Genomic DNA, 26760 nt, shown 5'->3' on the forward strand with positions numbered 1-26760 from the left:
GCGGACATGTTCGTCGCCGAGGTGGGTGGGGTCGGGGCGCCGGCGAGCGTGGCGGCGGAGTTGATGCGGGGTGGGTGGGCCGAGCGGATCAGTGGGAATCCGGTGGATCGGTGAGGTGCGGTGAGGTGCGGTGAGGTGGGGTGGGGTGACGTGAGTGGGGCGCGACGGATGGGTGAGGGCGTCCCCGGCGCGCGCGGTTGGGGGTGTGCCCGAGTGCGCACCCGGGTATGGGCAGGCGCCGCGCACCGCACGGATCGGTGGACACGCACATGACGCTTGACGAGGACGAGGCCTGGACGTTGTTGCGTGCCCTGGACGATCCGGAGTACCTGACCGTCCCGCCGGACTACGACCCGGTCGCCACGCGCGAGCGCTTCGATCGGCTCGTGGAGCGGCTGGAGACGGACTTCGCGTGCCACTGCGCGGTGGAGGGGGAGGCGCGGGCGGCGAGTCGGCACGGCGCGATCGTGGTGCCCGCGAGCGCGTTGGCGGGGAGCGCGCGGATCACCCTCGTGGTCAGCAACTTCGGCGACCTGGTCGCCACGAGCGTCGGTGCGCCGGACGATCACCCGGTCGGCGCGGCGCCCGCGTACGTGTCGCCGGCGGATGCGGACCGCGTCGCCGCCGCGCTGGACGAACTCGGCTACACGGTGGTTCCGGAGGATCTGCTGCGGTGCACGTACGACGGGGTGAGCCGGCTCGCGGACCACTACACCGTCGAGGATGGGCCGACCTGGTGGATCAGGTTCTTCGACTTTCCGTGACCGGGGCGACCGGGGCGAGCCGGCCGACCGGGCCTACACGAGGTCGCCGGGGATGGCGCGATAGGTGTCGGCCAAGGTGGCCAGGAGCGGGTGGTCGGTCGGCAGCACGTGTGTGCCGATGGCGCTGATCGGGCGCACGCCGATGGCCGTGTTGGTCGCGAACGCGGCCTGGATCGGCGCGAGTTCGTCGATGCGAACGGGCCGGGCCGGAGCGGGCCGGTGGGCCTGGAGCAGGTCGGCGGTGACGCCGCGCAGGCACGGGGCGTCGGGGCGGATCAGGCGGTCGCCGACCACGAAGCCGATGTTCCAGGTGCCGCCTTCCGAGATCCGACCGTCCGGCTCGACGAACAGCGCGTCGTCGTAGCCGGCCAGCATCGCCCGGCGGCGTTGGCGCAGTTGGCCGAACAGGCCCACGTGCTTGACCTCCGGCAGATCGCGTCGATACGCCAGCGGCAGCACCCGCAGCGGCGGCAGCGTCAAGGGCCCGGCCGGCCGGGTGCCGACCAGGATGTGTGGCGTGGCCGGAGCGGTCGGATCGGCCAGGCCGATCGCCGGATCGAACACGGTCACCCGGACCACGAACGCCTTGTCCCGACCGGCGGTGAACCGACGGACCAGGGTCCGTACGCGGTCCGGGTCCAAATCGGCGTCGAACACGATGCGGCAGTCCCGGATCAGGCGGGCCAGATGCAGGTCCAGGCCGCGAACCCGGCCGTTCTCGACCCGCATGGACGTGAAATGCCCGATGTTCGACAGGGCCAGCGCGGCGAGGTCGTCGGGATGCGCGGGTGCGCCGTTGATTTCCACCCGGAGAGTCTGCCGGCCCGCGCGGATCGGGCGGGAATCGGTGGTGCTCGGCGAAGTTCGCGGAGCCGCCCCGGCGGCTCGGTCGGGCGGCGCGACCGTCGGGGCGGTGTGGTGGTGCCTGGGTAGGGTGTCGGATCCATGGGAATCCGACAGGTGCCGATGGGCGACACGTTGCGGGCCGCGCTGGGCCCGCCGAAGAAGGCGAAACTCCTGGACAGCAGCCCGCGTTCGCGGGTGTGGCGGGTGGAACTCGGCGGCGAGCGGGCGATCGTCAAGCAGATCATCGGGGCGGGTGACCACCGCTACGGCGCGTCCGAGCGGTTCGCGCGGGAGGTCGCGGGGCTGCGGCTGGCCGCGCGGGGGCCGGTCGGTCCCGAGGTGCTCGCCGCCGATCCCGACGCGTGCGTCATGGTGCTCGAACATCTCGACGACCTGGGCCGCATCGACGACTGGATGCCCGGGTACGCCGACGCGCTGGCCCGACTGCACGCGCTCACCGGCCCGGCGGACGCCGAGGCGCTGCCCGCGTGGCGCCCGCCGACCGCCGCGGACGCCGAGTCGTTCCTGGCGCTGGCCACGACGCTGGAGGTGGCGATCCCGGTGGGCGTACCGGCCGAGTTGGCCGCGCTGCTCACCCGGCTGGAGCCGGCCGGTCGGTATGCCCTGCTGCACGGCGACCCGTGTCCGGGCAACGATCTACGGACCGCGGACGGGGTGCGGTTCGTCGACTTCGAGCAGGCCGCGCTCGGTGACGGGCTGGTCGAACTCGCCTACTTCCGGATCGGGTTCCCCACCTGCTGGTGTGCGATGTCGGTCACCGGCACGCCGTTGGCCGAGGTGGAGGCGGTGTACGCGTCGACGTGGCGGGCGCGGACCGGACGGGCCATCGACCCGGGGACGGACATCGCCGACGCGTGCGCGGGCTGGTTGATCCGAGGCGACGCGTTGGTCGAACGGGCCCATCGGGATCGGGTCGACCAGTTGGCCCGGGTGCCGGTGGAGGACTTCACGTGGGGTCCGGTCTCGGCACGCGAGCGCCTGGTACACCGCCTCGGTGTGGTCGCCGACACGGCGACCGAGCCGTTGCGCGAGTTTGGTGTGCTGGCGCGGCGGCTGCGCGGGCGATTGGCGGCGGCCTGGCCGGGTCTGCGTCCGTTGCCGGGGGCCGACACGCGGCCGTGGTGACGGGAGGGATGGCGGGGCGCGGGTCGGGCGGGTTTTCCGGGGCGAGACGGATGAGGCGGACGAGGTTCGAGCGAGAGGTTGCAACCACTACATCTGAAGTACTATAACTGTAGTCATCATCGGGTGGCCGAGTCGTTTCGGCCCGCCCGGCATCACTACGGAAAGAGTTCGCATGCGAAAGCTCACGTACTTCGTCGGCGCCTCGCTCGACGGCTTCATCGCCGACAAGGACGGCAACTTCGACTTCTTCCCGGTCGGCGAAGACGTCCTGGCACACCTGGTCTCCGAGTACCCGGAGACGCTCCCGGCGCATGTGGCCCCGCACGTGGGGGTCGCGCCGGACGCCGAGTTCCGGCACTTCGACACGATCGTGATGGGTCGCGCGACGTACGATCCGGCGCTCCGGGAGGGCATCACCAACCCGTACAGCCACCTGCGCACGTACGTCGTCACCACCAGCATCACCGACAGCCCCGACCCCGAGGTGACCCTGATCGCCGGCGACCCGGTCGCCAAGGTCCGCGCGTTGAAGGCCGAGTCGACCGGCAAGGGCATCTGGCTGGCGGGCGGCGGGCGCCTGGCGGGGAGCCTGATGGCCGAGATCGACGAACTGGTGATCAAGACCTACCCGATCCTGATGGGCACCGGGATCCCGATGTTGTCCGGCGGGTTCGAGGTCACCGCGTTCACCCGTACCGGTGGCACGGTGCTCCGGCACGGGGCGTCCGTCGCGACCTACCGAAGGACGTGACGGGGTGGCGGTCGCGATCGCGCGCGGTCGCGGCGTGGCCGGTGAGCGGGCGAGGGGTCTTGTGACGCGGCGGATCGATGTGGTCGATCCGCCGCGTCGCGTCGCGTCGCGTTTCGGGGCGGCGGCCCGTCGACGTTGGGGGTGCCGGATTCGGGGACTGTGGCGCGGAGTTCGGGCATGCGGGATTCGGAGCCGGAGCCGGGTCCGGAGCGGGGTCCGGGTCCGGGGCTTCGGGGTTCAGGCGAGGGGGAGTTCGAAGTCGAGGACGCGGTGTTCGATGCGCAGGCCGGCGAGCGGGAGGGCCTGGCGGACGGCGCCTTCGGTGTCGCCGTCGAATTCGAACACGGCGAGCTCGTGGACGTCCGGGCGCTCGCGGCGGAGCGAGTCGACCAGCTCCGCGACCACGGCCCCGAGGATGTCGGCCGCGACGCCGGGGGCGGTGATCGCCTCGCCCGCGTTGAGGTACGCCCGGCCGTCCGCGATGTCGACGGTGAGTTCGGCGCCCTCGCCGATCAGGCCCACGCGGGGCGGCGGCAGGGCGCGTACGCGGATCGCGGGTAGCCCGCCCGGAGGCCACCAGCCGCGTGGGTCGACCGTCCAGATCCGGGCGATCTCCCCGGTGACCCGGGCCGCGAGCGCGCGGGCCGCGTCGCCCTCCGGCCCGGAGTCGGTACCGCTCCAGTGCAACACCCGGGCGCCGACCGCGCGGGCCTGTTCGGCGGCGCGCCGGTACATCGACACGAACGCGGCGCGTTCCTCGGCGGTCGCGGGAGGATCCCCGGCATAGGACCCCCGGACCAGCCGGCGGGCGAGCCGGTCGGCCCGCTCACCCTGGGCGGCGACGCCGGATTCGCCGTCGCCGTAGATGCTCACCCAGCCGAGCAGTCGGCCGGCGCGGCGCGCGCCGACGGTCCCGATGCGATCACCGGACCCGCCGGCGTCGGGGCCGGTGTCCGCGGGTGCCGGTGCCGGTGCCGGGAGGCCGACCGAGGCGTACACCTCGGTGGCCCGCCGGTCCTCGGCCGCGGGATCGCGGTCCCACTCGACGGAAATGTCGTGCTTCATCGGTCCATCGTCTCCCGGACCGGGGGGCCGTACAGATCGGATACCGCCGTCCGGCCGAGCCGGATCGGGCCCGGGGAAGGGCGAGACCAAGCGGGGGAGGACTCGCGGTGTCGGGCCGCCTGTCGCGCTCGCCGCGTTGTCGGTCAGTCGGCGGTGGGGCGGGCGAGGCGGCGTCGGATGTGGTGGATGCGGCGCTCGGCGGTGGTGCCGTCCTCGATGCCCGTGCGGACGCGGCGTTCGAAGCCGCGGATGAGCGCCTCGGCCAGCGGCTCGTCGGGAGCCTTGCGCCACGACTTGGGGCGCTTCGCGAACAGGCCCTCCTCGACGGCGTCGGCCCCGGTGCCGTCCCGGACGCCGGTGAGCGCGGTGAGGACCAGGTGCTCGCGGCGGCGATTGGCGCTGTGCACCGCGCGCTTGTTCCGACGGATGTTCCGGCGCGAGCTCTTGTCGTTCTCGCCGTAGCCGTTGCGTCGGTCCTTGAGGTAGCTCAGGCGCTTGCGGTCCTGCGGATTCCGGCCGGTCATGACGTCGCTCGCCTTGCGGTGGGATGCGCGGCTGTCACGGTACGGGGCCGGCGTACGCGCGGCGACGCGATTTCCGGCCGCCCGGGTGCGTGCGGGGCCCGACCGGGGGTGGTCGGGCCCGTGCGGCGGGTGCTCGGCCGGCGGTGGGCCGAAGGCCCGGGGGCGGCGCCGGCTACGGGTGCAGCGCGGCGACGATCGTGTCGGCGAAGCGCTCGGCGGCGCCCTCGGAGTAGGCGAGGAACAGCGACGGTTCGGTCAACTCCAGTTCCAGCAGGGTGGGCGTGCCGTCGGCGGCGGGAATCAGGTCGACGCGCGCGTACAACAGTGGGCCGACCGGGATCTCGGTCAGCACCCGGGCCGCGACCGCGAGTTCGGCGGCGGATGGTTCGCGGGCCTCGATCCGCTCGGACCTGTACAGGCCGTCGACCTCTTCGGCGGTGCCGTCGAGCATCGGGCCCTTGCGGACGGCGTGGCTGAAGACGCCGTCGAAGTAGACGAGCGCGGACTCGCCGGCCGTGTCGACGGCCGCCAGGTACGGCTGCACCATCACGGTCCGGCCGGCCGCGAGCAGGCTGGTGGCGTGCCCGGCGGCGAGTGCGCGTTCCTCGGGTACGGCCAGGTCGTAGCGCTCGGTGTCCATGGATCCGGCGCCGATCGCGGGCTTGACCACGTGTACGCCGGACGTGGGCAGGGTGACGGTGGAGTCGGGTTCGAGCCACATCGTCTCGACGACGGGCAGGGCCGCCTTGGTCAGGTCGCGCAGGTAGGTCTTGTCGGTGTTCCAGGCCACCACGACCGCGGGGTTGGCCAGGCGCGGCACGCTCGCGGCCCACTCGACGAACTCCTTGCGGTGCGCCGGGTAGTCCCAGACCGAGCGCAGGATCACCAGGTCGTACGCGGCCCAGTCCACCGTCGGGTCGTTCCACACGGCGGCCTCGGCGCGGATACCGCGGGCGGCCAGCGGTTCGACGAGCAGGCGCTCGTCCGGGTCGAGGTCGGGCAACTCGGCGCAGGTGACGAGGGCGACGCGAGGTTCGATCATGCGGTCAGATTATCCGGACACACGGATGGATGATCACACAAGTCCGGCCGTGTCTCGTGTGATGGGCCGACCGGATGGTCGGTGCGGACCCGGCGCCTCGGTGCGGCCGGGTCGGGAGCCGGCCGGCCGGAGGATGTGGCGGTGTGGCCCGGTGGCGCGTTTCGGGCCGGTCCCGGGGGTGAGAACCATGAGAGGGAACGAAGCTTGGGGGCACCGTGGGCAGCACGTCGGACAACGCGCCCTTCGGGCCGGCCGAGATCGTCGCCGTGCGGCACGGCGAAAGCACCGCCAACGCGGCCATGACCGCGGCCGCTGCCGCCGCCGGCGCGGGCGACGCCCCCGGCGGGTCCTTCCGGGCGGGTCGGGGATCGGAAGAGGACGTGGAGTTCGGCGAATTCGCCGTGGCGATGACCGGTCGCGACGCCGACATCTCGCTCACCGCGCGTGGCGAGGACCAGGCCGCCGCGGTCGGGCGTCGGCTCGCGCTCAAGGGCGAGACCCCGGACGTGGTGCTGGTCTCGCCGTACCGCCGGGCCCGCTCGACGATGCGCATCATCGCCCGCGAGGCCGCCCGGGTGGGCCTGTTGCTGCCCCCACCGCGCCGCGACGAACGGCTGCGCGACCGCGAGATGGGCGTGCTGGAACTGCGGACGGCCGCCGCGATCGAGAAGCTCTACCCGGACGAGGCCGAGCGCCGACGCCGTGTCGGCGACCTGTACTACCGCCCGCCCGGCGGCGAATCGCTCGCCGACGTGGCGCTGCGGCTGCGCACGCTGCTGGCCGACCTGCGGCACGAGGCGCCCGGTGCGCACGTTCTGATCGTCGGCCACGACGCGACCGTGCTGATGCTGCGTTACATCCTGGAGGGCCTCACCGAGACGGACGTCGATCGCCTGGTGCGGACCGATCCCGTGGGCAACGCCTCGATCTCGCGCTGGCGCGTCCGCGACGGGCGTCCGCGCGCGATCCGCTACAACGACACGCGGCATCTGCGCGGTATCGACGTGCACTGAGCGCGGGCGTCGACGGCGGAGCGGGTTCGGGCAACCGGACGGCCGATCTGCGCCGGCACGGCGCGATCCTGATCGATTGCACGGGGGTGAGCGGCGCACGGTTCGTCAGCGCCGCCGCCGTCCCGTCCCGCGCAGTCGTGATCGGCGTGGCGTCGTTCACGATCGCGTCGGCCGGTTGCGGGCTCGCCGCGGACGCGCCGCGACTGGTCGGCTTCCGGGTCGCACAGGGCGCGGCGGCGGCCCTGATGGCTCCTCGGGTACTGGTGCTGATCGGCTCGTTGTACTCCCGGGGTCCCGACGGGCCGCCGGGTTCAGGTCGAGTGGCGCTGCCGGGCCCACGGCAGCCGTTCGCGGAGGCGCTCCATCGGCGGCACGGGATCGATGCACAGGTCGAGGAGAGGCGTATCCGGCGCGAGACGGGCGAAGGCGGCGGCCAGGCCCGCCCGATCCTCGGGGCGGGCCCCCTGCCACATGGTCATGACATGGATGGTGGGAACGCCGGGGACGAGACGCCATCGACGCATCCACGCGGGGAAGGCGTCGCTCTTGTCCCCGCGTGTGACGGCGGCGCCGATCGTGACCAGGCGACTCGACGACGATGGGTTCCACAGGACCACGTACTCGACGTTGCGCCACGGGATTCGTCGTGGTGTTCCATGACGGTGAAGCGGCGGCCGGGCGAACGTGATGCCCTGGATACCGGCCCGAAAAGCCGCGGTTTTGCGCGTTGCGAAATGCGTGGCGGCGACGAGCAGTGGGAGGCCGCCGAAGAAGACCCAGCAGAAGATCGCCAAGGGGAGAGGGGTCCCGGGCAGAAAGGCGACCGCGCAGAATCCGGCGCCGCACGCAAGGGAGATCACCAACTCCTTGATCCATCGGTGGTGCGATTCGAAGGCTCGACGTCCGGTCACGCCCCCGATCCTGCCGGCAGGTCGGGCCGACCGACACGGTGGACGGCTTGCCGGTCGCGACCGGTCGGGGGCGGCGGCCGGCGGTCGGGCACGGGGGAGTGGGCCCGACCGCCGGCGCCTTGATACCCACGGGGTGGGGGGTGCGCCGTCGCGCATCCGGGGGTGTCAGGTCCCCTCCCGTCCCGTTCGGTGCCCTTTGGTTTCCCGTCTCCGGGGCCGGAAAACCGTCTCGGATCGAAGAGGTCGAACCCGGCCGGAGCAGGCTGCCAACCGATCGCGGACACGACCGTTCGGAGGCGATAGCGCCATTACCGATCAGAAACATGACGCATCGTCAGTAACCGGAAGGGGAACCCCCGCGCCCCTTTTCGGCCCTGATCAGCCGCTTGATCACCGATCCGGCGCGCCCGTCGGAACCGACCCGATCGGGCGTAGTCACCGCCACGGCGACCCGCGGCCGAGCCGGTCCCGCGGGCGCCCGGCGCCACCCGCCCCGCCGGCGTCACTCGTCGGCCCGGCGTCATCCGTGCGACAACCGCTCCAGGGCTCCGATCAAGTCCGGATAGCGTCGGGTGCGGGCGCCGCCGTCGACTCCGTACACGCTGCCCGAGACGAAGGACGCCTCGTCGGAGGCGAGGAACAGGACCACGGCGGCGACCTCTTCGGGTTCCGCGAAACGGCCCAGTGGGGCGTTCTCGACGTACTCCTCGACCACGCCCGGGACATGCCACATGCCGGCGGTGGCCCGGGTGCGGATCAGGCCCGGGGCCACGGCGTTGACGCGGATGCCGGCCGGTCCCAGTTCGAGGGCGGCGACCTCGGTCAACGCGACCACGCCGGCCTTGGCCGCGCAGTACGCGCCCATGCCCCGACCGGGCTGGACCGCGTTGAGCGAGGCCAAGGTGACGATCGCGCCGGCCCCGCCGTCCCGGGCGCGCATCGCGCGGCCCGCGTGCTTGACGGTCAGGAACGCGCCGTTCAGGCACAGGTCGACGATGCGGCGCCAGGCCGCGTAGTCGTGGTCGGCCAGTTCCGCCGCCGTACCGCCGCCCGCGTTGGCCACCGCGATGTCCAGGCCGCCGAAGCCGTCCACGGCGACCTGTACCAGCGCGGCCACGTCGTCCTCGACGGTCACGTCGCACAGCCGGGTGGCGCACCGCTGTGGGCCCAACTCCTCGGCGAGCGCCGCGAGTCCGGCCGCGTCGATGTCGCCCGCGACCACGTACGCGCCCTCGGCCGCGAACCGTCGTGCGACGGCCAGTCCGATGCCCGCCGCCGCCCCGGTCACCAGCGCGACCTTGTCGGCGACGCGCCCCACCCCGATGCCCCGACTCGCCGGGGCCTCCTCGACCCGCTCGCTCACGCCGTGCTCCCCTTCGTGTTCTCGTAGTCCTTCAACGCACCGCCGACCGCCTGCGCGGTCCGGTCGCGCCAGGTCTCGGAGAGGCCCACCTGCCAGTCCTGGGACGCGAGCGGGGCGTACGCGGCGCCGGTGAAGTACGGGATCACCTCGCGCGCGATCAACTCGTAGGAGCGCTTCGTCGCCTCGGCGTCCGCGAAGTCCGCGCCCATGAACAGGTAGGTGCCGAAGCCGCCGGACTTCTGCCACAACCGCTCGATCTGACGGATCGCCATCTCGGGCGTGCCGCAGATGAACGACCCGGTGGCGTTGCCGTGTTCGATCCGCTCGGCGAGCGGCGTGGAGGTGTCCAGCGGGATCGGCAGCACCTTGGCCTGGTAGTTCTGGATGCCTTCGAGGCCGTAGGCGACCTCGCGGCGCGCCTGCTCCTCGGTCTCGGCGATGTGCATCATGCCCATCAGCCGCCACTTGGACCGATCCATGCTCTGCCCGTACCGCTGCGCGACCTCGTTCGCGATGCCCCAGTGGGTGCCGAGCGCGTCGAAGCCGCCCTCCTGACTCGCGGCGATCGAGAGCATGCCCGCGCCGAACCGTCCGGCCGTACGCGGACCGGCGGGCGAGAACGTGGCGGCGACCGCCAGCTCGAACGACGGGTGGGTGTACGGCCGCAGTTGCAGCCGGGCGTCGCGCAGCGTGAACCAGTCGCTCTCCCGGGTCACCGGCTCGCGACCGGCCAGCAGTGCGACGATCGCCTCCAGCGACTCTTCCATCATGGCCCGCTGGCGCGCCGTGTCGATGCCCAACATGTGGGCGTCGGAGGCGAGTTGACCGGGGCCGACGCCGAGCATGACCCGGCCCCGGGTGAGGTGGTCGAGCAGCACCATGCGATCCGCGACGTGCAACGGGTGGTGGTACGGCAGCGAGACGACACCCGTGCCGAACCGGATGTGCCGGGTCCGCGCGGCGGCGCTCGCGATGAACAACTCGGGCGAGGCGACGATCTCCCAGCCGCCCGAATGATGCTCGCCGACCCACGCCTCGGCGTAGCCGAGGCGGTCCAGGTGCTCGATCAGGGCCAGGTCCTGTTCCAGCATCAGGGTCGGGTTGCGCCCGGCTTGATGGAAGGGGGCCAGGAACACCCCGAACTCGAGCGGACTGCGTTCGCCCCGGGCGACCTGCCCGGCGATCTGCTGCGGTTCCGTGTGCGCCACCGCGACTCCTTGGATAACCCCGAAACTGATGAGCCGTCACCGTTACAGCTCGCGATGCGCGAATCAAGAGACGCACTATGCGAAAGGATCACCGCCGCGTTCTCGGCCGATCCAGGCTTGCCGTACCCGACGGGTGACGTTTCGTGCGCCTTCGGTGACCGTCGCGTGCCGTCCCGGCGGACCCGGGAGGGCCCGGGAGGGTGAAATGCGTTGGCTCGGGCGGGGTCGAGCGGGTAGGAAGGGATGTCATCCTCGGAGTGACCGTGGGACCCACCACCGAACGCAGCCTCGGACCCACCACCGACGAACGCAGGACGAAGGACGCGCGCACGCCATGGGCTACATCGATGTCAACACCGTCGGCTTCACCCTTCCCGACGGGCGTGTCCTGCTGGACGAGGTCTCCTTCCGGGTCGGCGACGGCACCACCGTCGCGCTGATCGGCGCGAACGGCGCCGGCAAGACCACACTGTTGCGGATCATCACGGGCGAGCTGAAACCGGACACCGGCGCGGTCGCCCGCACCGGCGGGCTCGGCATCATGCCGCAGTTCGTCGGCCGGATCCGGGACGCGTCCACCGTGCGTGACCTGCTCGTCTCGCTCGCCCCGCCGCGGATCCGGGACGCGATGCGCGCGGTCGACGAGGCCGAGCTGGCGCTGATGGAGAACGACGACGAGAAGCACCAGATGCGCTACGCCACCGTGCTGGGCGAGTTCGGCGACGCGGGCGGCTACGACATCGAGCCCGCGTGGGACCAGTGTTGTCAGGCGGCGCTGGGCACCACCTACGACGGCGCCAAGTGGCGCGAGGTGCGTACGCTCTCCGGCGGCGAGCAGAAGCGGCTCGCGCTGGAGGCCCTGCTGCGTGGTCCGGACGAGGTGCTGATCCTCGACGAGCCGGACAACTACCTCGACGTCCCCGGCAAGCGCTGGCTCGAACAGTCCCTGCGCGAGACCCAGAAGTCGGTCCTGCTGGTCTCGCACGACCGCGAACTGCTCGCTCGGGCCGCCGACCGGATCGTCACGATCGAACTCGGCGCGGCGGGCAACACCGTGTGGATCCACGGTGGTTCGTTCGCCACCTACCACGAGGCCCGGCGCGCCCGCTTCGAGCGCTTCGAGGAGTTGGGCCGCCGCTGGGACGAGGAACACGCCAAGCTCAAGGCGTTGGTCCTGATGTACAAGAACAAGGCGGCGTACAACGACGGCCTCGCCTCCCGGTTGCAGGCCGCCCGGACCCGGCTGCGCAAGTTCGAGGAGGCCGGCCCGCCGCAGAACATCCCGCGCGAGCAGGACGTCAAGATGCGGCTGCGCGGCTCCCGGACCGGCAAGCGCGCGGTGATCGCCGAGCGGCTCGAACTCACCGGCCTGATGCAGCCGTTCGACACCGAGGTCTGGTACGGCGACCGGGTCGCGGTGCTCGGCTCGAACGGCTCGGGCAAGTCGCACTTCCTGCGCCTGCTCGCGGCCGGCGGCACCGATCCCGAGGCCGAGCACGAGCCGGTCGGCGACACGGTGATCGCGCCGGTGGCGCACACCGGCCGGGCTCGGCTGGGCGCGCGGGTACGGCCCGGGTGGTTCGCGCAGACGCACGACCACCCCGAGTTCGCGGGCAAGACCCTGGTCGACATCCTGGGCCGGGGCGACGAGCACCGCAGCGGGCTGGGCCGCGAGGGGGCCGCGAAGGTCCTGGACCGGTACGAGCTGGCCTACGGCGCCGAGCAGTCCTTCGACACCCTCTCGGGCGGCCAACAGGCCCGGTTCCAGGTGTTGTTGCTCGAGCTCTCCGGTGCCAACCTGCTGCTGCTCGACGAGCCGACGGACAACCTCGACCTGGTCTCGGCCGAGGCGCTCCAGGACGCCCTGGAGGCCTTCGACGGCACCGTGTTGGCGGTCACCCACGACCGCTGGTTCGCGGCGTCCTTCGACCGCTTCATGGTCTTCGGCCAGGACGGCCGGGTCCGCGAGACGGACGGCCCGATATGGGACGAGGGCCGCGTCGAGCGCGTTCGCGGCTGAGCGGGACACCGGGTGGGCCCGAAGTCCCCGGGTCCACCCGGCCTTCACCCGGCCGCGCGGTGCCGGTCTTCGCGCGGTCGCACGCGAGTACTCGTAACCGGAATGACGCCGACGGGTGCTCTGCCCTACGGTTCGGCGGATGCATCCCCACTTCGACGCGGCGAACGAAGCGAACGAGCCGACCGAATCGTCCGACCCGAACGACGTGATCGTGCGGTGCAACGACGATCCGAGCACCGGGATTCGCCTTCGGGGCGCGGTCAGTCCGGACGACGAGGTCGTCGCGCACTACACCGCGTCGCGGCTCGTGCACTACACGGTCGAGATCAACGCGCCCGGGATGGCCGCCCGGCTGGACCGCGTGGTCGGTTGGACCGGTGAGGCAACCGAGATAGACGGCTTCCTGACCGACCTCGCCCGCGACTTCGGCGGTTGGGACGGTGAGCGCCGCTGGCACACCGACGATCGCGATCTCACCGTCACGGCGGTCTTCCGGTCCGGTGGGCGGATCGCGCTGACCTGGGAGTTGCGGCCGCGGCGAATAGGCGCCTGCGGCTGGGCGGCGTCCGTGACCACCGTGCTGGAGGCGGGGGAGCAGTTGGCGGCGCTGGCGGCGGACGTCCGGCACTTCCTGTCCGCCGCGGGCGGCTGACGGGCGCGATCTGCTCGCGGGCGACCCGGTTCGGCCGGCGGCGTATCGCGTGGGAGAGCCGGTCGGGCGGGCAACCGGACGCGCCGGCCCAGGCGTTGGACCGGTGGGTCGATCCGCGGTCGCCGGCCGGGGTGGGGCCGGCCCGACGTCGCGGACGGTGCGTCCGGGCGGCCCGCCGACACTCAGCCGTGGGCGGCGAACCCCGCGACCACGGCGGCGCGATCCGCGCCCGACGCGAGGAGCAGGCGCAGCAACACCCGGGCCTTGTACGGGTCGAGCAGGCCCGCGTTGATCAGGCCGCGGCGTTGCAGGTCGGTCTCCGAGCCGATCGCACCGTACGTGTGCCGCAACACGGAGCCGGCGCCGGTGCGCGAGGTCAGCACCACGGGGATGCGTTCGGCCAGTGCGCCGAGTACGGGCGCGAGCGAGGCCGGGACGTGGCCGACACCGAACGCGGCGACCACCAGGCCCCGTCGGTCGGCCGGGAGGTCGACGAGCAGCGCGCCGTCGTCGTCGAGGGTGACCGTGTACAGCGCCACCCCGGTCGCGGTGAGCGCGGCGGGTTCCGGGATCGGCAGCGGTTCGTGCCGCGGCGGCGTGCCGAGGATCCGTACGGTGCCCTCGATCACGTGTCCCAGCGGTCCGGTGTCGGGCGAGCGGAACGTGGCGGTACTCGTACTGTGTGTCTTGCGGACCCGGCGCGCGGCGTGGATCTCGTCGCCGAAGACCACCAACGCGCCCAGGCCACGGGCCGATTCGGCGACCGCCACCCGGGCCGAGGCGAGCAGGTTCGCGGGGCCGTCGGGGCCGGCCAGCGTCGGATTGCGCATCGCGCCGGTGAGGACGAACGGCTCCGGGTGCGGCCAGACCAGGTCGACGAGGTAGGCGGTCTCCTCGAGCGTGTCCGTGCCCTGGGTGACCACGACGCCCAGCGCGCCCTCGGCGACGGCGCGCGACGCGGCGGCGACCACGTCGAGAACCTGCGTGAAGGTCAGATTCCCACTGGGCACGGCCTGTACGTCCTGCACGTCGAGCGGCACACCCAGGTCCGTCAGACCGGGCACGGCGGCGGTCAGGCTCGCGCCGTCGAGGCGGGCCACGACGGTGCCGGCGCCCGAGCCGACGGCCCCCGCCATCGCGATCGTGCCGCCGAGGGTGAACAACGCGACGCTCATCGGCCGAGCCTTCCCATTCATGGATTCGGTGGGTCGTTGACGCGGTGGGTCGTGGTTTCGGTGGGTCATTGCCTTCGGTGGTGCGGCGAACGCCGCCAAGGTAGCGGTCCGCCATCGAGCGCGTGATCGCCGGGCGACACATGTCGTCGGGTGCCATGTGTGGTGGGGCCGGCGGACCCGAACGTGCAGCGACCCCGAGGGACAAGGTCCACTCGGGGTCGCCTGGGGTGTTTCGGTGTCGCCTCTTCGCACTGTCGCGGTTCGTGCGGCCGGTCGCTACATCGCCCGGCCGGTTCGGACCGCTTGTCGGGGGTCACCGCCGTCCTCACCGGGCGAGGAGTTGCAGGTTCCGACGCATGCGTACCGACTCGGTCGCGGCAGCGCTCTGCACCGTCGCGTGCTCCAGCCGCCGCTCGGCGCGACGGGCCTTGGCCGCGGCGCGGCGGGTGCGCAGGGCTGCCATGACCATGCGGTCGTTGGCGGCACCGGCGAGAAGCTCCTGCTGACGGCTCTTGTACAGCTCGTACTCGATCACTGTGTCCACCTTCTGTTACTTCGACCCGGTCTTCCCGGCTCGTGGTAACAGCTTCGCGTCCCAGTGGGGGTCCGGGCATGAGGCGGATGCCGCATCTATCCGGGCACCCGGACCCGGTCCCATACCTAAGCCGCGGCCGGCGGACCTAAGGCGAGGCAAGGCGGTCTAAGGTAGGCCAAGACGACCTGGGGCACACCCTAAGGTGCCCTGTTCGTCGGGCTGTTGGGAAGCCCGTGGCGACGCCTTTCGCGGCCGGCGGCGTCGAGCCGATCGTAGAACCCGATCGGGCCTTCGATCCGGACCGGCGGGTGCCATCGCACCTCGCCGGGCGACGGTGGAACGGTCCCGACACGCCGCGCGCCGGCGGCGACCCGACCGGTGTGATCGCCGATCGGCCCGGAAGGATGACCCCATGGCGTCAACCGTGCTCGAATCGCTGACCGTGCCCTGGATCCCGACCACGCACCGGATGGACATCCTGCGCTGCGCCGACCTGCCCGAGGGCTACACCGTGACCACCGCGTTCGTTTTCGCGCTGGACGGCCTCGGGCGCACGCTGCTGACCCGGGTGGCCCGGCCGGGCCGGGGCTGGGAGGTGCCCGGCGGGCACCTGGATCCGGGGGAGACCCCGCAGCGCGCGGCGGCGCGCGAACTCGCGGAGGAGGCGGGGCTGCGACTGAGCGCCGACCGGCTCACCCTGCTCGGCGGCCAGCGGATCACCCTGCTGGCCACGCCGCCGGCCGAATACCGCTATCCGACACGGGCGTTCCAGGCCTTCTACACCGTGCGTCTGCCGGATCCGGGTGCGCCGACCCACCCGGACCCCGACTCCGAGTGCGACGCGGCCGAGTGGGTCGACCCGGCCGAGGTGGCCGTCCGCTGCGCGGGCGCGGCCTGGCTGCCGCTGCACGCCACGCTCTACGGGTGAGACCCCCGCGCCGCGCACACCCTCGACGCCGAGCGCATCGACGCCGACCACGGGAGACCCCCGCGCCGCGGCGGGCACCGGGCCCGACCACTGCGATCACTCCGACCACTTCAACCACTGTGACCCCATCGGCCCCCGGAGCCCCAACCCTCGCCCCCCGGCCTCGCGCCACCCCGAAACGGGCTAATCTGCGTCGATGATCACCGTCTCCACCGCCAACGTGAACGGCCTGCGCGCGGCCGCCGGCAAGGGCTTCACCGCATGGCTGAACGCGACCGAGGCCGACGTCGTGTGCCTCCAGGAGGTTCGGGCCACTCCCGAGCAGCTCAGCGACGAGGTGCGCGACCCCAAGGGGTGGCACGCCTACTACGCGCCGGCGGTGGCCAAGGGGCGGGCCGGGGTGGCCGTGTACAGCAGGGTTGAGCCGTCCGCGGTGCGGATCGGGTTCGGGTCGGCCGAGTTCGACACGGCCGGGCGGTGGATCGAGGTCGACCTGCCCAAGGTGACCGTGGCCAGCCTGTACCTGCCCACCGGCGAGGCGGAGACGCCCAAGCAGGACGAGAAGAACCGGTTCATGGCCGACCTGGTCGCGCACCTCAAGGTGATGCGCGCGACGGCGGCGATCGGCGGACGCGAGTCGCTGGTGTGCGGGGACTGGAACATCGCGCACACCGAGCACGACATCAAGAACTGGAAGGGCAACGTCAAGAAGTCCGGCTTCCTGCCGGAGGAGCGGGCCTGGCTCACCGAGCTGTTCGGCGCGGCCGACTGGCACGACGTGGTACGCCGGATCCACCCCGAAGGCCCCGGGCCGTACTCGTGGTGGTCCTACCGGGGCAAGGCGTTCGACACCGACGCGGGGTGGCGGATCGACTACCACGTGGCGACCCCGGCCCTGGCGAAAGCGGCCACCACCGCCGTCGTCGAGCGCGCGGACACGTACGCCGAGCGCTGGTCGGACCACGCGCCGGTGACCGTCGCCTACGACATCTGAGCCGAAGCACAAGCCGGGACCGGGGTCGGGACCGAAGCAGAGGCCGGGGCCGAGAGCGAGGCCCCGGCCCGCTGCGCTCGTTGCCGCTTCGTCCGGCAGTGCTCGCAGCACCACGGGGCCTCGGGCCGGCTCATCAGGTCGGCCATGCGCTCGCGCGTCAGGTCGTCGACCGGGGTGTACACCATCATCCGGGTCTCCGGCACGGTCGGCAGCAGCCGGGTGGCCGCGAAGTCCAGCCGGCCCACCGCGCTGTGCAGGATCCGCTTCACGTGCCGATTGCCCGAGCCGACCTCGCGACGCGCCCACAGTCGGGCGAACTTCGGGCTCGAACCCGCCAGTCGACGCACGAACGCCTCCCACTCCGGCTCGCCCACGTGCCGCGCGAACGCGGCCTGGAGTTCGGCGACCATCCGCAACTCCTCGAAGTCCTGATCGAGGAACGGATTGCAGCCGTCCGGACAGGTGAACGTGGCCCAGATCACGTTGCGTTCCTCGATCGGCTCCTCGGTCATGCTGGGAAACAGCTTGGCGTACGCCTCGTTCCAGGCCAGCACGTCGTAGCGGGAGTTGTAGACCGCGGCCGGATTGGGGACCAGGCCGTCCAGGATCTCCTGCATCTCCGCCGGCAGCCCCGTCCCGGGCTGCGTCTCGATCTCCCAGGGCACCTGTGCGAGTCGGTACAGGTGGGTGCGCTCGGCCGGGTCGAGCCCCAGCGTGCGGGCGACCGCGTCCAGCACCTGGACACTCGCGTTGATCGGACGGCCCTGTTCCAGCCACGTGTACCAGGTCACCCCCACGCCGGCGAGCAGCGCGACCTCCTCGCGGCGCAGCCCCGGTGTGCGCCGGCGCAGACCGGGCGGCAGGCCGACGTCGGCCGGGGTTCGGCGTTCGCGCCGGCTGCGCAGGAACGCGCCCAGTTCGGTACGTCGGCTCGCGGTGTTGGTGCTCATGCGGCCATCCTCGCCGCTGTCTCGATCCGGTGCCAGGTGCTCCGGGTACCAGGATCGACAGGCTCTCGGCAACAGGATCGTGCCGCCCGCACGCTCCTGGCATGACCACCACAACCGCGGCGCCGGACACGGCGCGACGCGCCCATCCGCTGCTGCTGACGGCACTGCTCACCGCACAGTTCATGGCACTGCTGGACACCTCGGTCGTCAACGTCGCCGGCCCCACGATCCGAACCGACCTGGACACCAGCGGTGCGGGCCTGCAATCGATCGTCTCCGGCTACACCGTCGTCTACGCGATGCTGATCATCACCGGCTCGCGGCTCGGCGGCCGGCTCGGCTTCCGCCGGGTGTTCGGTGCCGGCCTGGCCGTCTTCACCGTCGCGTCGCTGCTGTGCGGCCTGGCCTGGGACGACACCTCGCTGATCGTGGCCCGCGCGATCCAGGGCGGCGGCGCGGCGCTGATGGTGCCTCAGGTGCTCAACCTGATCCAGGCCACCTACGCCGGCGCCGACCGGGCCCGGGCGATGGGTCGGTACGCGGCGACCATCGCCGGCGGCCTGGTGGCCGGGCAGGTGGTGGGCGGACTCCTGGTCAGCGCCGATCTGTTCGGGCTGTCGTGGCGGCCGGTGTTCCTGATCAACATCCCGGTCGGGATCGTGCTGTACGTGCTCGCGAGGCGGGTGCTGCCGCCCGGTGGCATCCCCTCGGCGCGCGGCCTGGACGTCCCGGGCCTGACCCTGCTCGCCCCCGCGTTGCTCGCGCTGGTCGTCCCGTTGGTGATGGGGCACGAGTTGGACTGGCCGACCTGGGGTTGGCTGAGCCTGGGTGGCTGCGTGGTGCTGTTCGCACTGTTCGCGCTCGTCGAACGGCGGGTGCCCGCACCGCTGATCCCGGCCGCGCTGTTGCGGGTGCCGGGCGTGGTGGCGGGCGCGGTCACGCTGTTGCTGGCGATGACGGCGTTCGGTGGGCTGATGTTCTCCACCGCGCTGTACGTGCAGAACGGTCTGGGGTACAGCGCGCTGGAGGCGGGGCTGACCTTCATCCCGTCCTCGGTCGTCTTCGCGACGGTGTCGCTGCGCTGGCAGCGGCTGCCCGCGGCATGGCATCCGCGGCTGCCGATGATCGGGATGCCGATCGGCGCGCTCGGATTCACGGCCACCGCCTGGGCGTTCGGCGACGGACAGTCGTTGCCGGTGCTGCTCGCCACGATGATCCTGGGCAGTTTCGGCCTGGGCGTCGCGTACAGCCCGGTGATGATGCTCGCGCTGCGCCGGGTCCCGTTGCCGCTGGCCTCGGACGCGTCCGGGCTGATGGTGACGATGATCCAGCTCGGTCAGGTGCTCGGGGTGGCCGCGTTCGGCACGCTCTACCTGTCGGTGGGCGGCGACTTCCACCACGCGGGCGAGGTGACCTCGATGGCGATCGCCGCGACGGCGCTGGTGACCGCCGTGCCGGCCGCCCGGTTGCGCACATAGCGGGTGCTCACGCGGTGCGTGCGGCGTCGGCCGCGTCCTGGGCGGCCAGGACGCGGTCGCCGTGTTCGAGGGACCACGCGCCGATGGCCTGGAACGCGACCAGGAGGGACTCGCCCAGGTCGGTCAGCGCGTACTCGACGCGCGGCGGCGCCTCGGCATAGGCATGGCGGGACACCAGACCGTGGTACTCGAGTCGGCGCAGTGTCTCGTTGAGAACCTTCGCGCTGATCCCGCCGATCCGCACGGCCATGGCGCCAGGTCGCATGGGGCCGGCGGCCAGCGCGTAGACGACCACGCTGTTCCAGCGGTTGGTGAGCAGGTCGAAGCCGACGCGGGCGCGGCAGTCGGCGACGTATTCGCCTCTGTGTTCGGTCATGGCTTCATTCTCGCCCCGGCGAGACTTACCGAATGGTGCCTGTCGGCTTCCCTAGCTTCGAGGAGTCGGAGACGACCTCTCGAGCGAACGGGGTAATGGCTGTGCGAATCGGAATTCTGGGTGCGGGCAACATGGCGGTCGCGTTGGGCGGCAAGTGGGCGCGGGCCGGACACGACGTGCTGATCGGCGCGCGGTCGGCGGAACGGGCCGAGGTGTCGGCGAAGTCGATCGGGGCCCGGGCGGGTACGTTCGCCGAGGCCGCCGGGCACGGCGAGGCGGTGTTGTCGGCGGTCGGGCACGCGGCGACCGGCGAGGTGATCCCGCCGTTGGCGGAGTTGCTGGCCGGCAAGGCGCTGCTCGACTGCTCGAACCCGATGGTGCCGGGCCCGAGCGGGCTGGTCCTGACCACCGACGGCGGCCCGTCGGCGGCGCGCACGCTCGCGGACGCGGCACCGGGCGCGCATGTGGTCAAGGCGTTCCACCTGGGCGCGGCCGGGGTGTGGGCGGGCGAGCACGCGAACGGGCTCGGGGTACCGCTGTGCGGCGACGACGCGGACGCGCTCGCCGTGGCGCACACCCTGGTCGCGGACGTGGGCTCGGTACCGCTGGCGGTCGGCGGGCTGGAGCGGGCGGGCTATCTGGAGGCGACCGCGGCGATCGTGATCGGGATGTGGTTCGCCGATCAGGACCCGCGGACGATGTTGCCGGCGGCGGAGCACGCGCACGGGTAGCGGGCGGCCGGCGCGCCGAGGGGCCGCGGTCGCGACCGGCCGGACGGCGGTCGGTGGTCCGTCCGGCCGGTCGACGCGGGCTCCTACCGGTGGTCTTCCCGCCGGTCCTCGCCGAGGTAGGCGACCAGGACCGGGACATGGCTGTGCTCCGGGTCGCGGACGGCGGTGAGCAGCGTGAGTCGGCCGTCGCCCACCCGGGTGAGCAGGGCGGAGCGGGCCGCGCGCGCCGGCGCGGTGTCGAGTTCGTCGCGGTAGCGGGCGCGGAACACGTCCTCGGCCGGCCCGCCGGCGTGCCAGGCCCGGCGCAGCTCGGTGGACGGGGTCAACTCCTTGGGCCAGTCGTCCAGCCGCGCGTCCGCCTTGGCGAGGCCGCGCGGCCACAACCGGTCGACCAGGACGCGCAGCCCGTCGTCGGGTTCGGCGGGTTCGTACACCCGGCGGACGCTGATGGTGGGTCCGTCGGCGGTGCCGCGCCGGCTCATCGTGCCTCCCGTGGGGATCGGTGCCGGCGTGTACCCGGCTCGGGTCGATCTCACCGGGCGCGTCGATCGACGTGATCGCAGGGGGCGTTCACCGCCACCGATCGTGGGTGTCGCCCGCACCGGTCACGCCGCCCGCGCATCCCGCACCGTCACGCCGGGCGCGGCGCGCGCGTGCCACTCGCGCCCGCCTCCGGGCCCGGCCTCAGTACGCGATGCCCACCGGCCGTCGGTAGGTGGCCGGGTCGTCCAGGACCGCGAGCATGCCGTGTGCGAGGTCGGCCCGGGCGATGGTGCCGCCGCGTGGGACGCTGCCGCCGATGTGGGTGCGGTAGGTGCCGGTGCCGGACCCGTTGGTCAGCCTCGGCGGTCGCATCGAGGTCCAGTCGCTCTCGCTGCGGGCCAACTCGCCCTCCATCGCGTCCAGGTCCGCGTACACGTCCTTGAGGATCGCGCGCAGGATCGGGATCAGCGCGCCGCGTACGAACACCGAGTCCTCGGTCGGCGTCGGGCCCACCGGGGCGGCGCTGATGGTCACCAGGCGCCGTACGCCGGTGTCGGCCATCGCGCTCAGGATCGCGGCGGTCGCCGCCGCCGCGATGCCGGCGGCCCTGCGGTTGCGCGGTCCTATCCCGGACAACACCGCGTCGCGGCCCTCGATCGCCTCGCGCAGTTCGGCCGGGTCCGTCACGTCCGCCCATACGACCTCGATGTTCGGGTGTTCGAAGGCGGGTCGGGACGGCGCGCGGACCACGGCGGTGACCTTGTGTCCGGCGGCGACGGCATGGCGCAGGACGTGTTCGCCGGTGCCGCCGGTCGCTCCGAGAACGGTGAGCCTCATGTGTTGCCTCCCGAGGTGGGTGAGTGTTCACTCACCTGTACATGGTGAATACTTGCTCACCCCTGCGTCAAGTCCGGGACCGGACCGCGCCGAACCCCATCGGACCGGCCCGAAATCGCCCGGACCGGACCGCCCACGAAGAACGGACGACCGCCGCGATGCCGCACTCGACCCGCCCCGAACCCCAGCGGCGGGAGCCGCAACCGGCGCCGACCCCCGGGCGCCGGCAGCAGGTCGTACCCACCCGGCAGCGGATCCTGGACGCCGCCGAGCACCTGATGCGCACGCTCGGACTGGCGCGCACCACGACCAAGGAGATCGCCCGCGCCGCCGGTTGTTCGGAGGCCGGGCTGTACAAGCACTTCACCGGCAAGGAGGAACTGTTCGTGGCGGTCCTCCAGGAGCGGCTGCCACCGCTGGGTCCGTTGCTGGCCCAACTGGCCGTCGAGTCGGACGGGCCCGACGGGCCGGACGAGCCCGGCGGGGTGGAGCGGCGGCTGACGGCGATCGCGACTCGGGCCGCGGAGTTCTACGAGCAGAGCATGCCGATCGCCTCGTCGCTGTTCGCCGAACCCGCGCTGCTGCGCCGGCACCGCGAGGCGCTGCGCGGCATCGGCGCCGGTCCGCACGTGCCGCTGCGCCTGCTCGCCGCCTATCTCACGGTCGAGCGCGACCGCGGCCGGATCGCCCCGGACGCCGACCCGGAGGCGGCCGCCGCGATGTTGCTGGGCGCGTGTTACCAACGCGCGTTCCTGCGGCACTTCATGGGCATCGAGGACGGTCCGACGGTGGCCGAGTTCGCCGCGAGCGCGGCCGGGACGCTGATGCGAGGCATCGCGCGACCGTGACCGGCGAACGCGTCGAGTCGGCCCGGTGCCGTGGTGCGTGGTGCGTGCCCGGGTGGTGCGTTGTGGGGTGCGTGCCGGGTGGTGCGTTTGCGGGTGCGGTGGGTCGTGCCCGGTTGCGAGCCGGTGCCGTGGGCACGGTCGGCTGTCGGCGCGGTCTGCGACACTCCGAGCCCCGAAGGGCTCGGCTGCACCGACCTGTCGGTCGCTGCTCGTATCGTGCGTGCATGGAGTTGACACCGCGGATGATCACGATCGACTGCGCCGATCCGCGCAGCCTCGCCGCCTGGTGGGCGAACGCACTGGGAGTGGAGATCGCCGAGGACTTCGGCGAGTTCGTCATCGTCGGCGCCGAGCCGGTGGTCCTGGGCTTTCAGCGGGTGCCCGAGGAGCGGGTCGGCAAGAACAGGGTGCATGTGGACTTCTCGGCACCGGACCGGGCGGACGCGGTCGAGCGGCTGGTGGGCCTGGGCGCGACGGTGGTGGCCGAGCGCGACGCGCCCGGGCTGAAGTGGACCACCATGCAGGACCCCGCGGGCAACGAGTTCTGCGTTTCGGGCTGAGCGAACGCACGGCCGCCGACGCCGGAGGGAGGTCCGACCGGGATCCCCGCGGTGTCGGCGCCACGCTCCGTGCGGCCGGGGCCGGTTCGGGTCAGGTGCGGGTGCGCAGGTAGCGGCCCCTGGCGAGTTCGGTGACCAGGACCGGCTTCTTCCCATGGGCGGGCACCGTGGTGCGGCGTTCCTCGGTCATGCCCAGCTTGGCCATCACCTTCGCGGACGCGGTGTTGTCCACATGGCAGATGGAGATCAGGCGCGGCACGCGGGCGTACTCGAAGGCGAAGCGCAGCACCTCGACGGCGGCCTCGGTGGCGATGCCGTGGCCCCAGTACGGTCGGGCCAGCCGCCACCCGATCTCGACCGCGGGCATCACCTCCGGCAGGAACTCCGGTACGGCCAGGCCCGCCCAGCCCGCGAGCGCGCCGACCGGGCCCGGTTCGGCGGTGCGCAGTTCGATCGCGAACAGGCCGAAGCCGCGTGCCTGCCAGGCCCGTTCGTACTCGACCAGGGCGGCGGCGCTCTGCTCGGGGGTGCGCGGCAGGCCGTCGCCCACGTAGCGCATCACCTCGGGGTCGGCGTTCATCGCGGTGAGCGCGGGCAGGTCGTCGTCGCGCCAGCGGCGGAGCAGGAGTCGGTCCGTCTCGATCATCGGACCATCCTGCCCGAGCGGGACCGGACGCGAACCGGACGGGGGGCGAACCGCGAACGGGACGAGACCGGACCGCGAACCGGACCGCGAACCGGACGGGGGCCGGACGGGGAGCCGGACCACGAAAGGGACGGGGGTGGATCGCGACCGGATCGCCGATCGCTCCGTCGACCCGACCGCACGCAGGCTCGATCGCGGGCGCCATCCGACCGACGACCCGGCCGCCACCCGCTCCGCCCGCACCCCGAATCGGGGCACAACGCGATGTCCGATTCCCGCCGGACGGCGCGCTCGCGATCGCGCACAGTGGGATCCGGAAGCACCTATGACCAGTGCGCAAGGCCGGTCCCCGACCGATGCGCACGGCCATCGCGATCTCGACGAAGGAAGCGACCATGACCGTCCACACCACCCTCGACAGCCCCCTGGGCGAACTGCTGCTGATCGGCGACGAGCGCGCCGACGGCACGCTCGCGCTGTCCTCGCTGTCCGTGCCCGGACAGAAGGGCGGCGCCGCCGTGCCCGCCGACTCGCGCCCCGACGCGGCCCCGTTCGCCGAGGTGGTGCGCCAACTCGGCGCCTACTTCGTGGGCGACCTGCGCGACTTCGACCTACCCCTGGCGCCGCGCGGCTCGGCCTTCCAGGAACGCATCTGGGCCGCGATCGACGAGATCCCGTACGGCACCACGACCACATACGGCGCGATCGCCGAACGGGTGGGCACCTCGCGGGCGGGGGTGCGCGCGGTGGGCACCGCGATCGGGGCCAACCCGCTGCTGCTGATCCGGCCCTGCCACCGGGTGATCGGCGCGGACGGCGCGCTGCGCGGGTACGCGGGCGGCCTGGACCGCAAGGAGTACCTGCTCGACCACGAGGGCGCGCTGCCGGCGCGCCTGCGGTGAGCGCCGTGGACACGCTGTTCGCCGGCACGCCCGCGGCCACCACGGATTTGGCCGCACGGGTGGACGAGCACGGACATGCGCTGACCCACCGGATCCTGGACCCGGACACGTGCCGTGAGATCGCCCAACTGTACGACCGCCCCGAGCTCTTCCGAGCCACCATCGACATGGCCCGGCATCGCTTCGGCGCCGGGCGGTACCGCTACTTCGCCGCGCCCGTGCCCGAGCCGATCGCCGCGCTGCGCGCGTCCTGCTACCCGCACCTGTTGCCGATCGCCCGCGCGTGGGCCGCCCGCCTGGGGCGACCCGCGCCCTGGCCGGACACCCTGGACGAGTGGCTGACGATGTGTCACGCGGCGGGTCAGACCAGGCCGACGCCGATCCTGCTGCGCTACGGACCGGGCGACTGGAACGCGCTGCACCGGGACCTGTACGGCGACCTGGTCTTCCCGCTCCAGGTGGTGATCGGCCTGGACGAGCCCGGCGTCGACTACACCGGCGGCGAATTCCTGATGGCCGAGCAGCGCTTCCGGGCCCAATCGCGCGGCACCGCGATCAGCCTGCCCCGGGGGCACGGGCTGGTCTTCACCACCCGGGACCGGCCGATCCGCTCGGCCCGAGGCTGGTCGGCGGCGCCGATGCGGCACGGCGTCAGCACGGTGCACTCCGGGCTGCGCCGCACCCTGGGCCTCGTCTTCCACGACGCGGCGTGACGTGATGTACACGCTGATCGGGCCGGACGGGCGGCCCTACCGCAGTGCGACGCCGGGCACGCTCGGCGGCACCACGGGCGGGCGGCTGTACGGGCGGCTGGACTGCCGCAGCGCGTTGCGGGCGATCCAGCGCGGCGGCTACGTCGCCGGCCGGGTCTTCTTCGCCGACGAGGCGACCGCGATCAGGGCCGGGTTCCGGCCGTGCGCGGTGTGCCTGCCGGTCGCCTACGCCCGTTGGAAGGGCCGCCCGCCGGCGCCGCACACCGAGGCCGAACTGGCGGACCTGCTCCGCAGGTTGGCCGGTCGGCGGACGCTGGCGATCGGGCACGGCCGGGACCGCGCCTCGACCGCCGCCGCGCACGCGCTCGCGGCGGCCTGGCTCGGGGAGGTGGTCGCGGTGGTCTCCTGGCCCGAACAGGCCGCGTCCTGGCTGCGCCCGGCCCGGCGGTTGACCGCGCACGCACCGGACGCGTGGGTGGTGGCGGGCTCGGCACCGGGGTGGGCCGGCATGCGCGAGCGACTGCTGCGCAACACCGACTGGGACCCGGAACGCACCTACGCCTTCGCGTCGTTGGCGGATGCGATCACGGACCCGGACCGGGACGAGGGTGCCTGGTGGGCGGCGGCCCGGCCGGGGTGACCGACGACCCGCGGGCCCGCCGCGGAGGCCGGCCGGCGCCGGCTACCGCGCGGCGTACCGGATGTGCTCGAACGGCCAGTGTTCCGCCAACCACGCGGAGACCTCGCGGTACAGCGGCGCGTCGAGTTCGGCTCGGTCCGCCCGTACCCAGGAACGCACCGAGGTGACGGCGGGGTCTTCGCGGTCGGGGTAGATGTACACACAGCCGATCACGTCGTAGTCACCGGCGTTGCCACCGTTGTCGAGCACGGTGTACGTGAAGCCGGTGCGCTTGGTGAAGTCGTCGGCGTGCCGGACCAGATCGCGCAGGTTCTCGTCGGCGGTCATGCCGTCGAGCGGCGGCCAGTGTCGGTCCGCGAAGCCGGGCGTGGCCCGGATGTGCTCGATGCTCGACGACCACGCGGTCAGATCGGCCCGGTTGTGCCGGGCGGCCAGCGGTTCCAACCGGAAGGACGGCGTGACCGGGGGCGCGGGGACGACGAACTCGTCGGGGACGAAGGTGCGTTCGGACATGTCGGGAGCTTACGCCGGTAGGCGGGAGCGGTGGGAGTGACGCGCCGGGCGGGTGTGGCGCGAGGTGGGTGTGGGGTCGGCGGCGGGCGGACGCGTCCCGTGTGGAGCGGGGGCGGGAGCCGTGCGGGTGCCTTGGCGGATCCGGT

30 protein-coding genes are annotated in these 26760 nt (G+C 72.8%); 15 read left to right on the top strand and 15 right to left on the bottom strand.

Going from position 1 to position 26760, the window contains the following annotated elements; translation table 11 throughout:
- Positions 1-269 precede the first annotated feature (269 nt).
- Positions 270-764, top strand: a complete 495-nt coding sequence (locus tag OG948_RS31895; protein ID WP_406299770.1) for a hypothetical protein — start codon at positions 270-272, stop codon at positions 762-764.
- Positions 765-797: 33 nt separating this feature from the next.
- Here OG948_RS31895 and OG948_RS31900 read toward each other — a convergent pair whose 3' ends face one another.
- Entirely contained in the window at positions 798-1571 is a 774-nt protein-coding gene (locus OG948_RS31900) for an aminotransferase class IV family protein (protein WP_406299771.1), read from the bottom strand.
- 138 nt (positions 1572-1709) lie between these two features.
- On the opposite strand from OG948_RS31900, the gene OG948_RS31905 reads away from it, so the two are divergent.
- Positions 1710-2756: a phosphotransferase family protein gene (locus OG948_RS31905; protein WP_406299772.1), complete on the top strand. Its 1047-nt coding sequence runs from the start codon at positions 1710-1712 to the stop codon at positions 2754-2756.
- 172 nt (positions 2757-2928) lie between these two features.
- Entirely contained in the window at positions 2929-3507 is a 579-nt protein-coding gene (locus OG948_RS31910; protein WP_406299773.1) for a dihydrofolate reductase family protein, read from the top strand.
- Positions 3508-3744: 237 nt separating this feature from the next.
- Here OG948_RS31910 and OG948_RS31915 read toward each other — a convergent pair whose 3' ends face one another.
- From OG948_RS31915 to OG948_RS31925, 3 genes are all read right to left on the bottom strand, one after another.
- Complete coding sequence (locus OG948_RS31915) at positions 3745-4572, bottom strand: hypothetical protein (RefSeq protein WP_406299774.1); 828 nt, start codon at positions 4570-4572, stop codon at positions 3745-3747.
- A 143-nt stretch (positions 4573-4715) separates the two neighbouring features.
- Positions 4716-5096, bottom strand: coding sequence for a hypothetical protein (locus OG948_RS31920; RefSeq protein ID WP_406299775.1), 381 nt, complete (start codon positions 5094-5096; stop codon positions 4716-4718).
- A 172-nt stretch (positions 5097-5268) separates the two neighbouring features.
- On the bottom strand, positions 5269-6138 hold the full coding sequence (locus OG948_RS31925; RefSeq protein ID WP_406299776.1) for a RimK family alpha-L-glutamate ligase: 870 nt from the start codon (positions 6136-6138) through the stop codon (positions 5269-5271).
- Between the two features lie 215 nt (positions 6139-6353).
- On the opposite strand from OG948_RS31925, the gene OG948_RS31930 reads away from it, so the two are divergent.
- A complete protein-coding gene (locus OG948_RS31930; RefSeq protein ID WP_406299777.1) occupies positions 6354-7151 on the top strand; it encodes a histidine phosphatase family protein in 798 nt (265 codons plus the stop codon).
- A gap of 311 nt (positions 7152-7462) precedes the next feature.
- Here OG948_RS31930 and OG948_RS31935 read toward each other — a convergent pair whose 3' ends face one another.
- The 3 genes from OG948_RS31935 to OG948_RS31945 all read right to left on the bottom strand — a co-directional run bounded on the left by OG948_RS31935 (position 7463) and on the right by OG948_RS31945 (position 10633).
- Positions 7463-8062, bottom strand: coding sequence for a hypothetical protein (locus OG948_RS31935; RefSeq protein ID WP_406299778.1), 600 nt, complete (start codon positions 8060-8062; stop codon positions 7463-7465).
- Between the two features lie 520 nt (positions 8063-8582).
- Positions 8583-9425, bottom strand: a complete 843-nt coding sequence (locus OG948_RS31940) for an SDR family NAD(P)-dependent oxidoreductase (RefSeq protein ID WP_406299779.1) — start codon at positions 9423-9425, stop codon at positions 8583-8585.
- Positions 9422-10633, bottom strand: a complete 1212-nt coding sequence (locus OG948_RS31945) for an LLM class flavin-dependent oxidoreductase (protein WP_406299780.1) — start codon at positions 10631-10633, stop codon at positions 9422-9424. The genes OG948_RS31940 and OG948_RS31945 overlap by 4 nt, the downstream gene beginning before the upstream one ends.
- A 334-nt stretch (positions 10634-10967) precedes the next feature.
- Between OG948_RS31945 and OG948_RS31950 the strand changes: the two genes are divergently transcribed.
- Positions 10968-12653, top strand: a complete 1686-nt coding sequence (locus OG948_RS31950) for an ABC-F family ATP-binding cassette domain-containing protein (RefSeq protein WP_406299781.1) — start codon at positions 10968-10970, stop codon at positions 12651-12653.
- A gap of 139 nt (positions 12654-12792) precedes the next feature.
- Positions 12793-13305 carry a DUF6228 family protein gene (locus tag OG948_RS31955; protein WP_406299782.1) on the top strand — a complete coding sequence of 171 codons (513 nt, stop codon included), beginning with the start codon at positions 12793-12795 and terminating at the stop codon, positions 13303-13305.
- A gap of 182 nt (positions 13306-13487) precedes the next feature.
- Here the strand turns inward: OG948_RS31955 and OG948_RS31960 are convergent, their stop codons facing one another.
- A complete protein-coding gene (locus OG948_RS31960; protein ID WP_406299783.1) occupies positions 13488-14480 on the bottom strand; it encodes an asparaginase in 993 nt (330 codons plus the stop codon).
- Between the two features lie 325 nt (positions 14481-14805).
- Positions 14806-15015, bottom strand: coding sequence for a hypothetical protein (locus OG948_RS31965; RefSeq protein WP_406299784.1), 210 nt, complete (start codon positions 15013-15015; stop codon positions 14806-14808).
- A gap of 412 nt (positions 15016-15427) precedes the next feature.
- Between OG948_RS31965 and OG948_RS31970 the strand changes: the two genes are divergently transcribed.
- Both OG948_RS31970 and OG948_RS31975 read left to right on the top strand, forming a co-directional pair.
- A complete protein-coding gene (locus tag OG948_RS31970; protein WP_406299785.1) occupies positions 15428-15943 on the top strand; it encodes an NUDIX hydrolase in 516 nt (171 codons plus the stop codon).
- Between the two features lie 196 nt (positions 15944-16139).
- On the top strand, positions 16140-16937 hold the full coding sequence (locus OG948_RS31975) for an exodeoxyribonuclease III (RefSeq protein ID WP_406299786.1): 798 nt from the start codon (positions 16140-16142) through the stop codon (positions 16935-16937).
- Here OG948_RS31975 and OG948_RS31980 read toward each other — a convergent pair.
- Positions 16925-17887 (bottom strand): helix-turn-helix transcriptional regulator, encoded by a 963-nt coding sequence (locus OG948_RS31980; protein ID WP_406299787.1) that lies wholly within the window; start codon positions 17885-17887, stop codon positions 16925-16927. The two genes, OG948_RS31975 and OG948_RS31980, sit on opposite strands and share 13 nt — an antisense overlap.
- A 101-nt stretch (positions 17888-17988) precedes the next feature.
- Here OG948_RS31980 and OG948_RS31985 point away from each other — a divergent pair, with 101 nt between their 5' ends.
- On the top strand, positions 17989-19365 hold the full coding sequence (locus tag OG948_RS31985; RefSeq protein ID WP_406299788.1) for an MFS transporter: 1377 nt from the start codon (positions 17989-17991) through the stop codon (positions 19363-19365).
- A 7-nt stretch (positions 19366-19372) separates the two neighbouring features.
- Here OG948_RS31985 and OG948_RS31990 read toward each other — a convergent pair whose 3' ends face one another.
- The gene (locus OG948_RS31990; protein ID WP_406299789.1) at positions 19373-19741 is read right to left on the bottom strand and encodes a winged helix-turn-helix transcriptional regulator; all 369 of its coding nucleotides are present in this window, start codon (positions 19739-19741) and stop codon (positions 19373-19375) included.
- A 95-nt stretch (positions 19742-19836) separates the two neighbouring features.
- Here OG948_RS31990 and OG948_RS31995 point away from each other — a divergent pair, with 95 nt between their 5' ends.
- Positions 19837-20472, top strand: coding sequence for an NADPH-dependent F420 reductase (locus tag OG948_RS31995; protein ID WP_406299790.1), 636 nt, complete (start codon positions 19837-19839; stop codon positions 20470-20472).
- An 83-nt stretch (positions 20473-20555) separates the two neighbouring features.
- Here the strand turns inward: OG948_RS31995 and OG948_RS32000 are convergent, their stop codons facing one another.
- Complete coding sequence (locus tag OG948_RS32000; protein WP_406299791.1) at positions 20556-20954, bottom strand: DUF488 domain-containing protein; 399 nt, start codon at positions 20952-20954, stop codon at positions 20556-20558.
- 202 nt (positions 20955-21156) lie between these two features.
- Positions 21157-21792, bottom strand: coding sequence for an NAD(P)-dependent oxidoreductase (locus OG948_RS32005; RefSeq protein ID WP_406299792.1), 636 nt, complete (start codon positions 21790-21792; stop codon positions 21157-21159).
- A 158-nt stretch (positions 21793-21950) separates the two neighbouring features.
- Here OG948_RS32005 and OG948_RS32010 point away from each other — a divergent pair, with 158 nt between their 5' ends.
- Together OG948_RS32010 and OG948_RS32015 are read left to right on the top strand one after the other, a co-directional pair.
- On the top strand, positions 21951-22640 hold the full coding sequence (locus OG948_RS32010; RefSeq protein WP_406299793.1) for a TetR/AcrR family transcriptional regulator: 690 nt from the start codon (positions 21951-21953) through the stop codon (positions 22638-22640).
- A 224-nt stretch (positions 22641-22864) separates the two neighbouring features.
- Entirely contained in the window at positions 22865-23200 is a 336-nt protein-coding gene (locus OG948_RS32015) for a VOC family protein (RefSeq protein WP_406299794.1), read from the top strand.
- A gap of 91 nt (positions 23201-23291) precedes the next feature.
- On the opposite strand, the gene OG948_RS32020 is transcribed toward OG948_RS32015, so the two are convergent.
- Positions 23292-23846, bottom strand: coding sequence for a GNAT family N-acetyltransferase (locus OG948_RS32020; protein WP_406299795.1), 555 nt, complete (start codon positions 23844-23846; stop codon positions 23292-23294).
- 395 nt (positions 23847-24241) lie between these two features.
- Between OG948_RS32020 and OG948_RS32025 the strand changes: the two genes are divergently transcribed.
- The 3 genes from OG948_RS32025 to OG948_RS32035 are packed head-to-tail and all read left to right on the top strand — an operon-like array spanning position 24242 to position 26101.
- On the top strand, positions 24242-24748 hold the full coding sequence (locus tag OG948_RS32025) for a methylated-DNA--[protein]-cysteine S-methyltransferase (RefSeq protein ID WP_406299796.1): 507 nt from the start codon (positions 24242-24244) through the stop codon (positions 24746-24748).
- The gene (locus tag OG948_RS32030; RefSeq protein ID WP_406299797.1) at positions 24745-25461 is read left to right on the top strand and encodes a 2OG-Fe(II) oxygenase; all 717 of its coding nucleotides are present in this window, start codon (positions 24745-24747) and stop codon (positions 25459-25461) included. Before OG948_RS32025 ends, OG948_RS32030 begins: the two co-directional genes overlap by 4 nt.
- Before the next feature lie 4 nt (positions 25462-25465).
- Positions 25466-26101, top strand: a complete 636-nt coding sequence (locus tag OG948_RS32035; RefSeq protein ID WP_406299798.1) for a hypothetical protein — start codon at positions 25466-25468, stop codon at positions 26099-26101.
- Between the two features lie 42 nt (positions 26102-26143).
- Here OG948_RS32035 and OG948_RS32040 read toward each other — a convergent pair whose 3' ends face one another.
- The gene (locus OG948_RS32040) at positions 26144-26614 is read right to left on the bottom strand and encodes an N-acetyltransferase (protein ID WP_406299799.1); all 471 of its coding nucleotides are present in this window, start codon (positions 26612-26614) and stop codon (positions 26144-26146) included.
- Between the last annotated feature and the right edge of the window lie 146 nt (positions 26615-26760).

Origin of the sequence: Embleya sp. NBC_00888 (assembly GCF_045207655.1) — a bacterium.
GTDB lineage: Bacteria > Actinomycetota > Actinomycetes > Streptomycetales > Streptomycetaceae > Embleya.

Excerpts from the sequence above, each read along its gene's own strand:
- OG948_RS32025 (WP_406299796.1), top strand. The coding sequence starts at position 24,242 with ATGACCGTCCACACCACCCTCGACAGCCCCCTGGGCGAACTGCTGCTG.
- OG948_RS31985 (WP_406299788.1), top strand. The coding sequence starts at position 17,989 with ATGACCACCACAACCGCGGCGCCGGACACGGCGCGACGCGCCCATCCG.
- OG948_RS31895 (WP_406299770.1), top strand. The coding sequence starts at position 270 with ATGACGCTTGACGAGGACGAGGCCTGGACGTTGTTGCGTGCCCTGGAC.
- OG948_RS31990 (WP_406299789.1), bottom strand. The coding sequence starts at position 19,741 with ATGACCGAACACAGAGGCGAATACGTCGCCGACTGCCGCGCCCGCGTC.
- OG948_RS32020 (WP_406299795.1), bottom strand. The coding sequence starts at position 23,846 with ATGATCGAGACGGACCGACTCCTGCTCCGCCGCTGGCGCGACGACGAC.
- OG948_RS32000 (WP_406299791.1), bottom strand. The coding sequence starts at position 20,954 with ATGAGCCGGCGCGGCACCGCCGACGGACCCACCATCAGCGTCCGCCGG.
- OG948_RS32005 (WP_406299792.1), bottom strand. The coding sequence starts at position 21,792 with ATGAGGCTCACCGTTCTCGGAGCGACCGGCGGCACCGGCGAACACGTC.
- OG948_RS31915 (WP_406299774.1), bottom strand. The coding sequence starts at position 4,572 with ATGAAGCACGACATTTCCGTCGAGTGGGACCGCGATCCCGCGGCCGAG.
- OG948_RS31905 (WP_406299772.1), top strand. The coding sequence starts at position 1,710 with ATGGGAATCCGACAGGTGCCGATGGGCGACACGTTGCGGGCCGCGCTG.
- OG948_RS31980 (WP_406299787.1), bottom strand. The coding sequence starts at position 17,887 with ATGAGCACCAACACCGCGAGCCGACGTACCGAACTGGGCGCGTTCCTG.
- OG948_RS31950 (WP_406299781.1), top strand. The coding sequence starts at position 10,968 with ATGGGCTACATCGATGTCAACACCGTCGGCTTCACCCTTCCCGACGGG.
- OG948_RS31975 (WP_406299786.1), top strand. The coding sequence starts at position 16,140 with ATGATCACCGTCTCCACCGCCAACGTGAACGGCCTGCGCGCGGCCGCC.
- OG948_RS31995 (WP_406299790.1), top strand. The coding sequence starts at position 19,837 with ATGGCTGTGCGAATCGGAATTCTGGGTGCGGGCAACATGGCGGTCGCG.
- OG948_RS31960 (WP_406299783.1), bottom strand. The coding sequence starts at position 14,480 with ATGAGCGTCGCGTTGTTCACCCTCGGCGGCACGATCGCGATGGCGGGG.
- OG948_RS32010 (WP_406299793.1), top strand. The coding sequence starts at position 21,951 with ATGCCGCACTCGACCCGCCCCGAACCCCAGCGGCGGGAGCCGCAACCG.
- OG948_RS31970 (WP_406299785.1), top strand. The coding sequence starts at position 15,428 with ATGGCGTCAACCGTGCTCGAATCGCTGACCGTGCCCTGGATCCCGACC.
- OG948_RS32015 (WP_406299794.1), top strand. The coding sequence starts at position 22,865 with ATGGAGTTGACACCGCGGATGATCACGATCGACTGCGCCGATCCGCGC.
- OG948_RS32035 (WP_406299798.1), top strand. The coding sequence starts at position 25,466 with ATGTACACGCTGATCGGGCCGGACGGGCGGCCCTACCGCAGTGCGACG.
- OG948_RS31925 (WP_406299776.1), bottom strand. The coding sequence starts at position 6,138 with ATGATCGAACCTCGCGTCGCCCTCGTCACCTGCGCCGAGTTGCCCGAC.
- OG948_RS31955 (WP_406299782.1), top strand. The coding sequence starts at position 12,793 with ATGCATCCCCACTTCGACGCGGCGAACGAAGCGAACGAGCCGACCGAA.
- OG948_RS31920 (WP_406299775.1), bottom strand. The coding sequence starts at position 5,096 with ATGACCGGCCGGAATCCGCAGGACCGCAAGCGCCTGAGCTACCTCAAG.
- OG948_RS32040 (WP_406299799.1), bottom strand. The coding sequence starts at position 26,614 with ATGTCCGAACGCACCTTCGTCCCCGACGAGTTCGTCGTCCCCGCGCCC.
- OG948_RS31910 (WP_406299773.1), top strand. The coding sequence starts at position 2,929 with ATGCGAAAGCTCACGTACTTCGTCGGCGCCTCGCTCGACGGCTTCATC.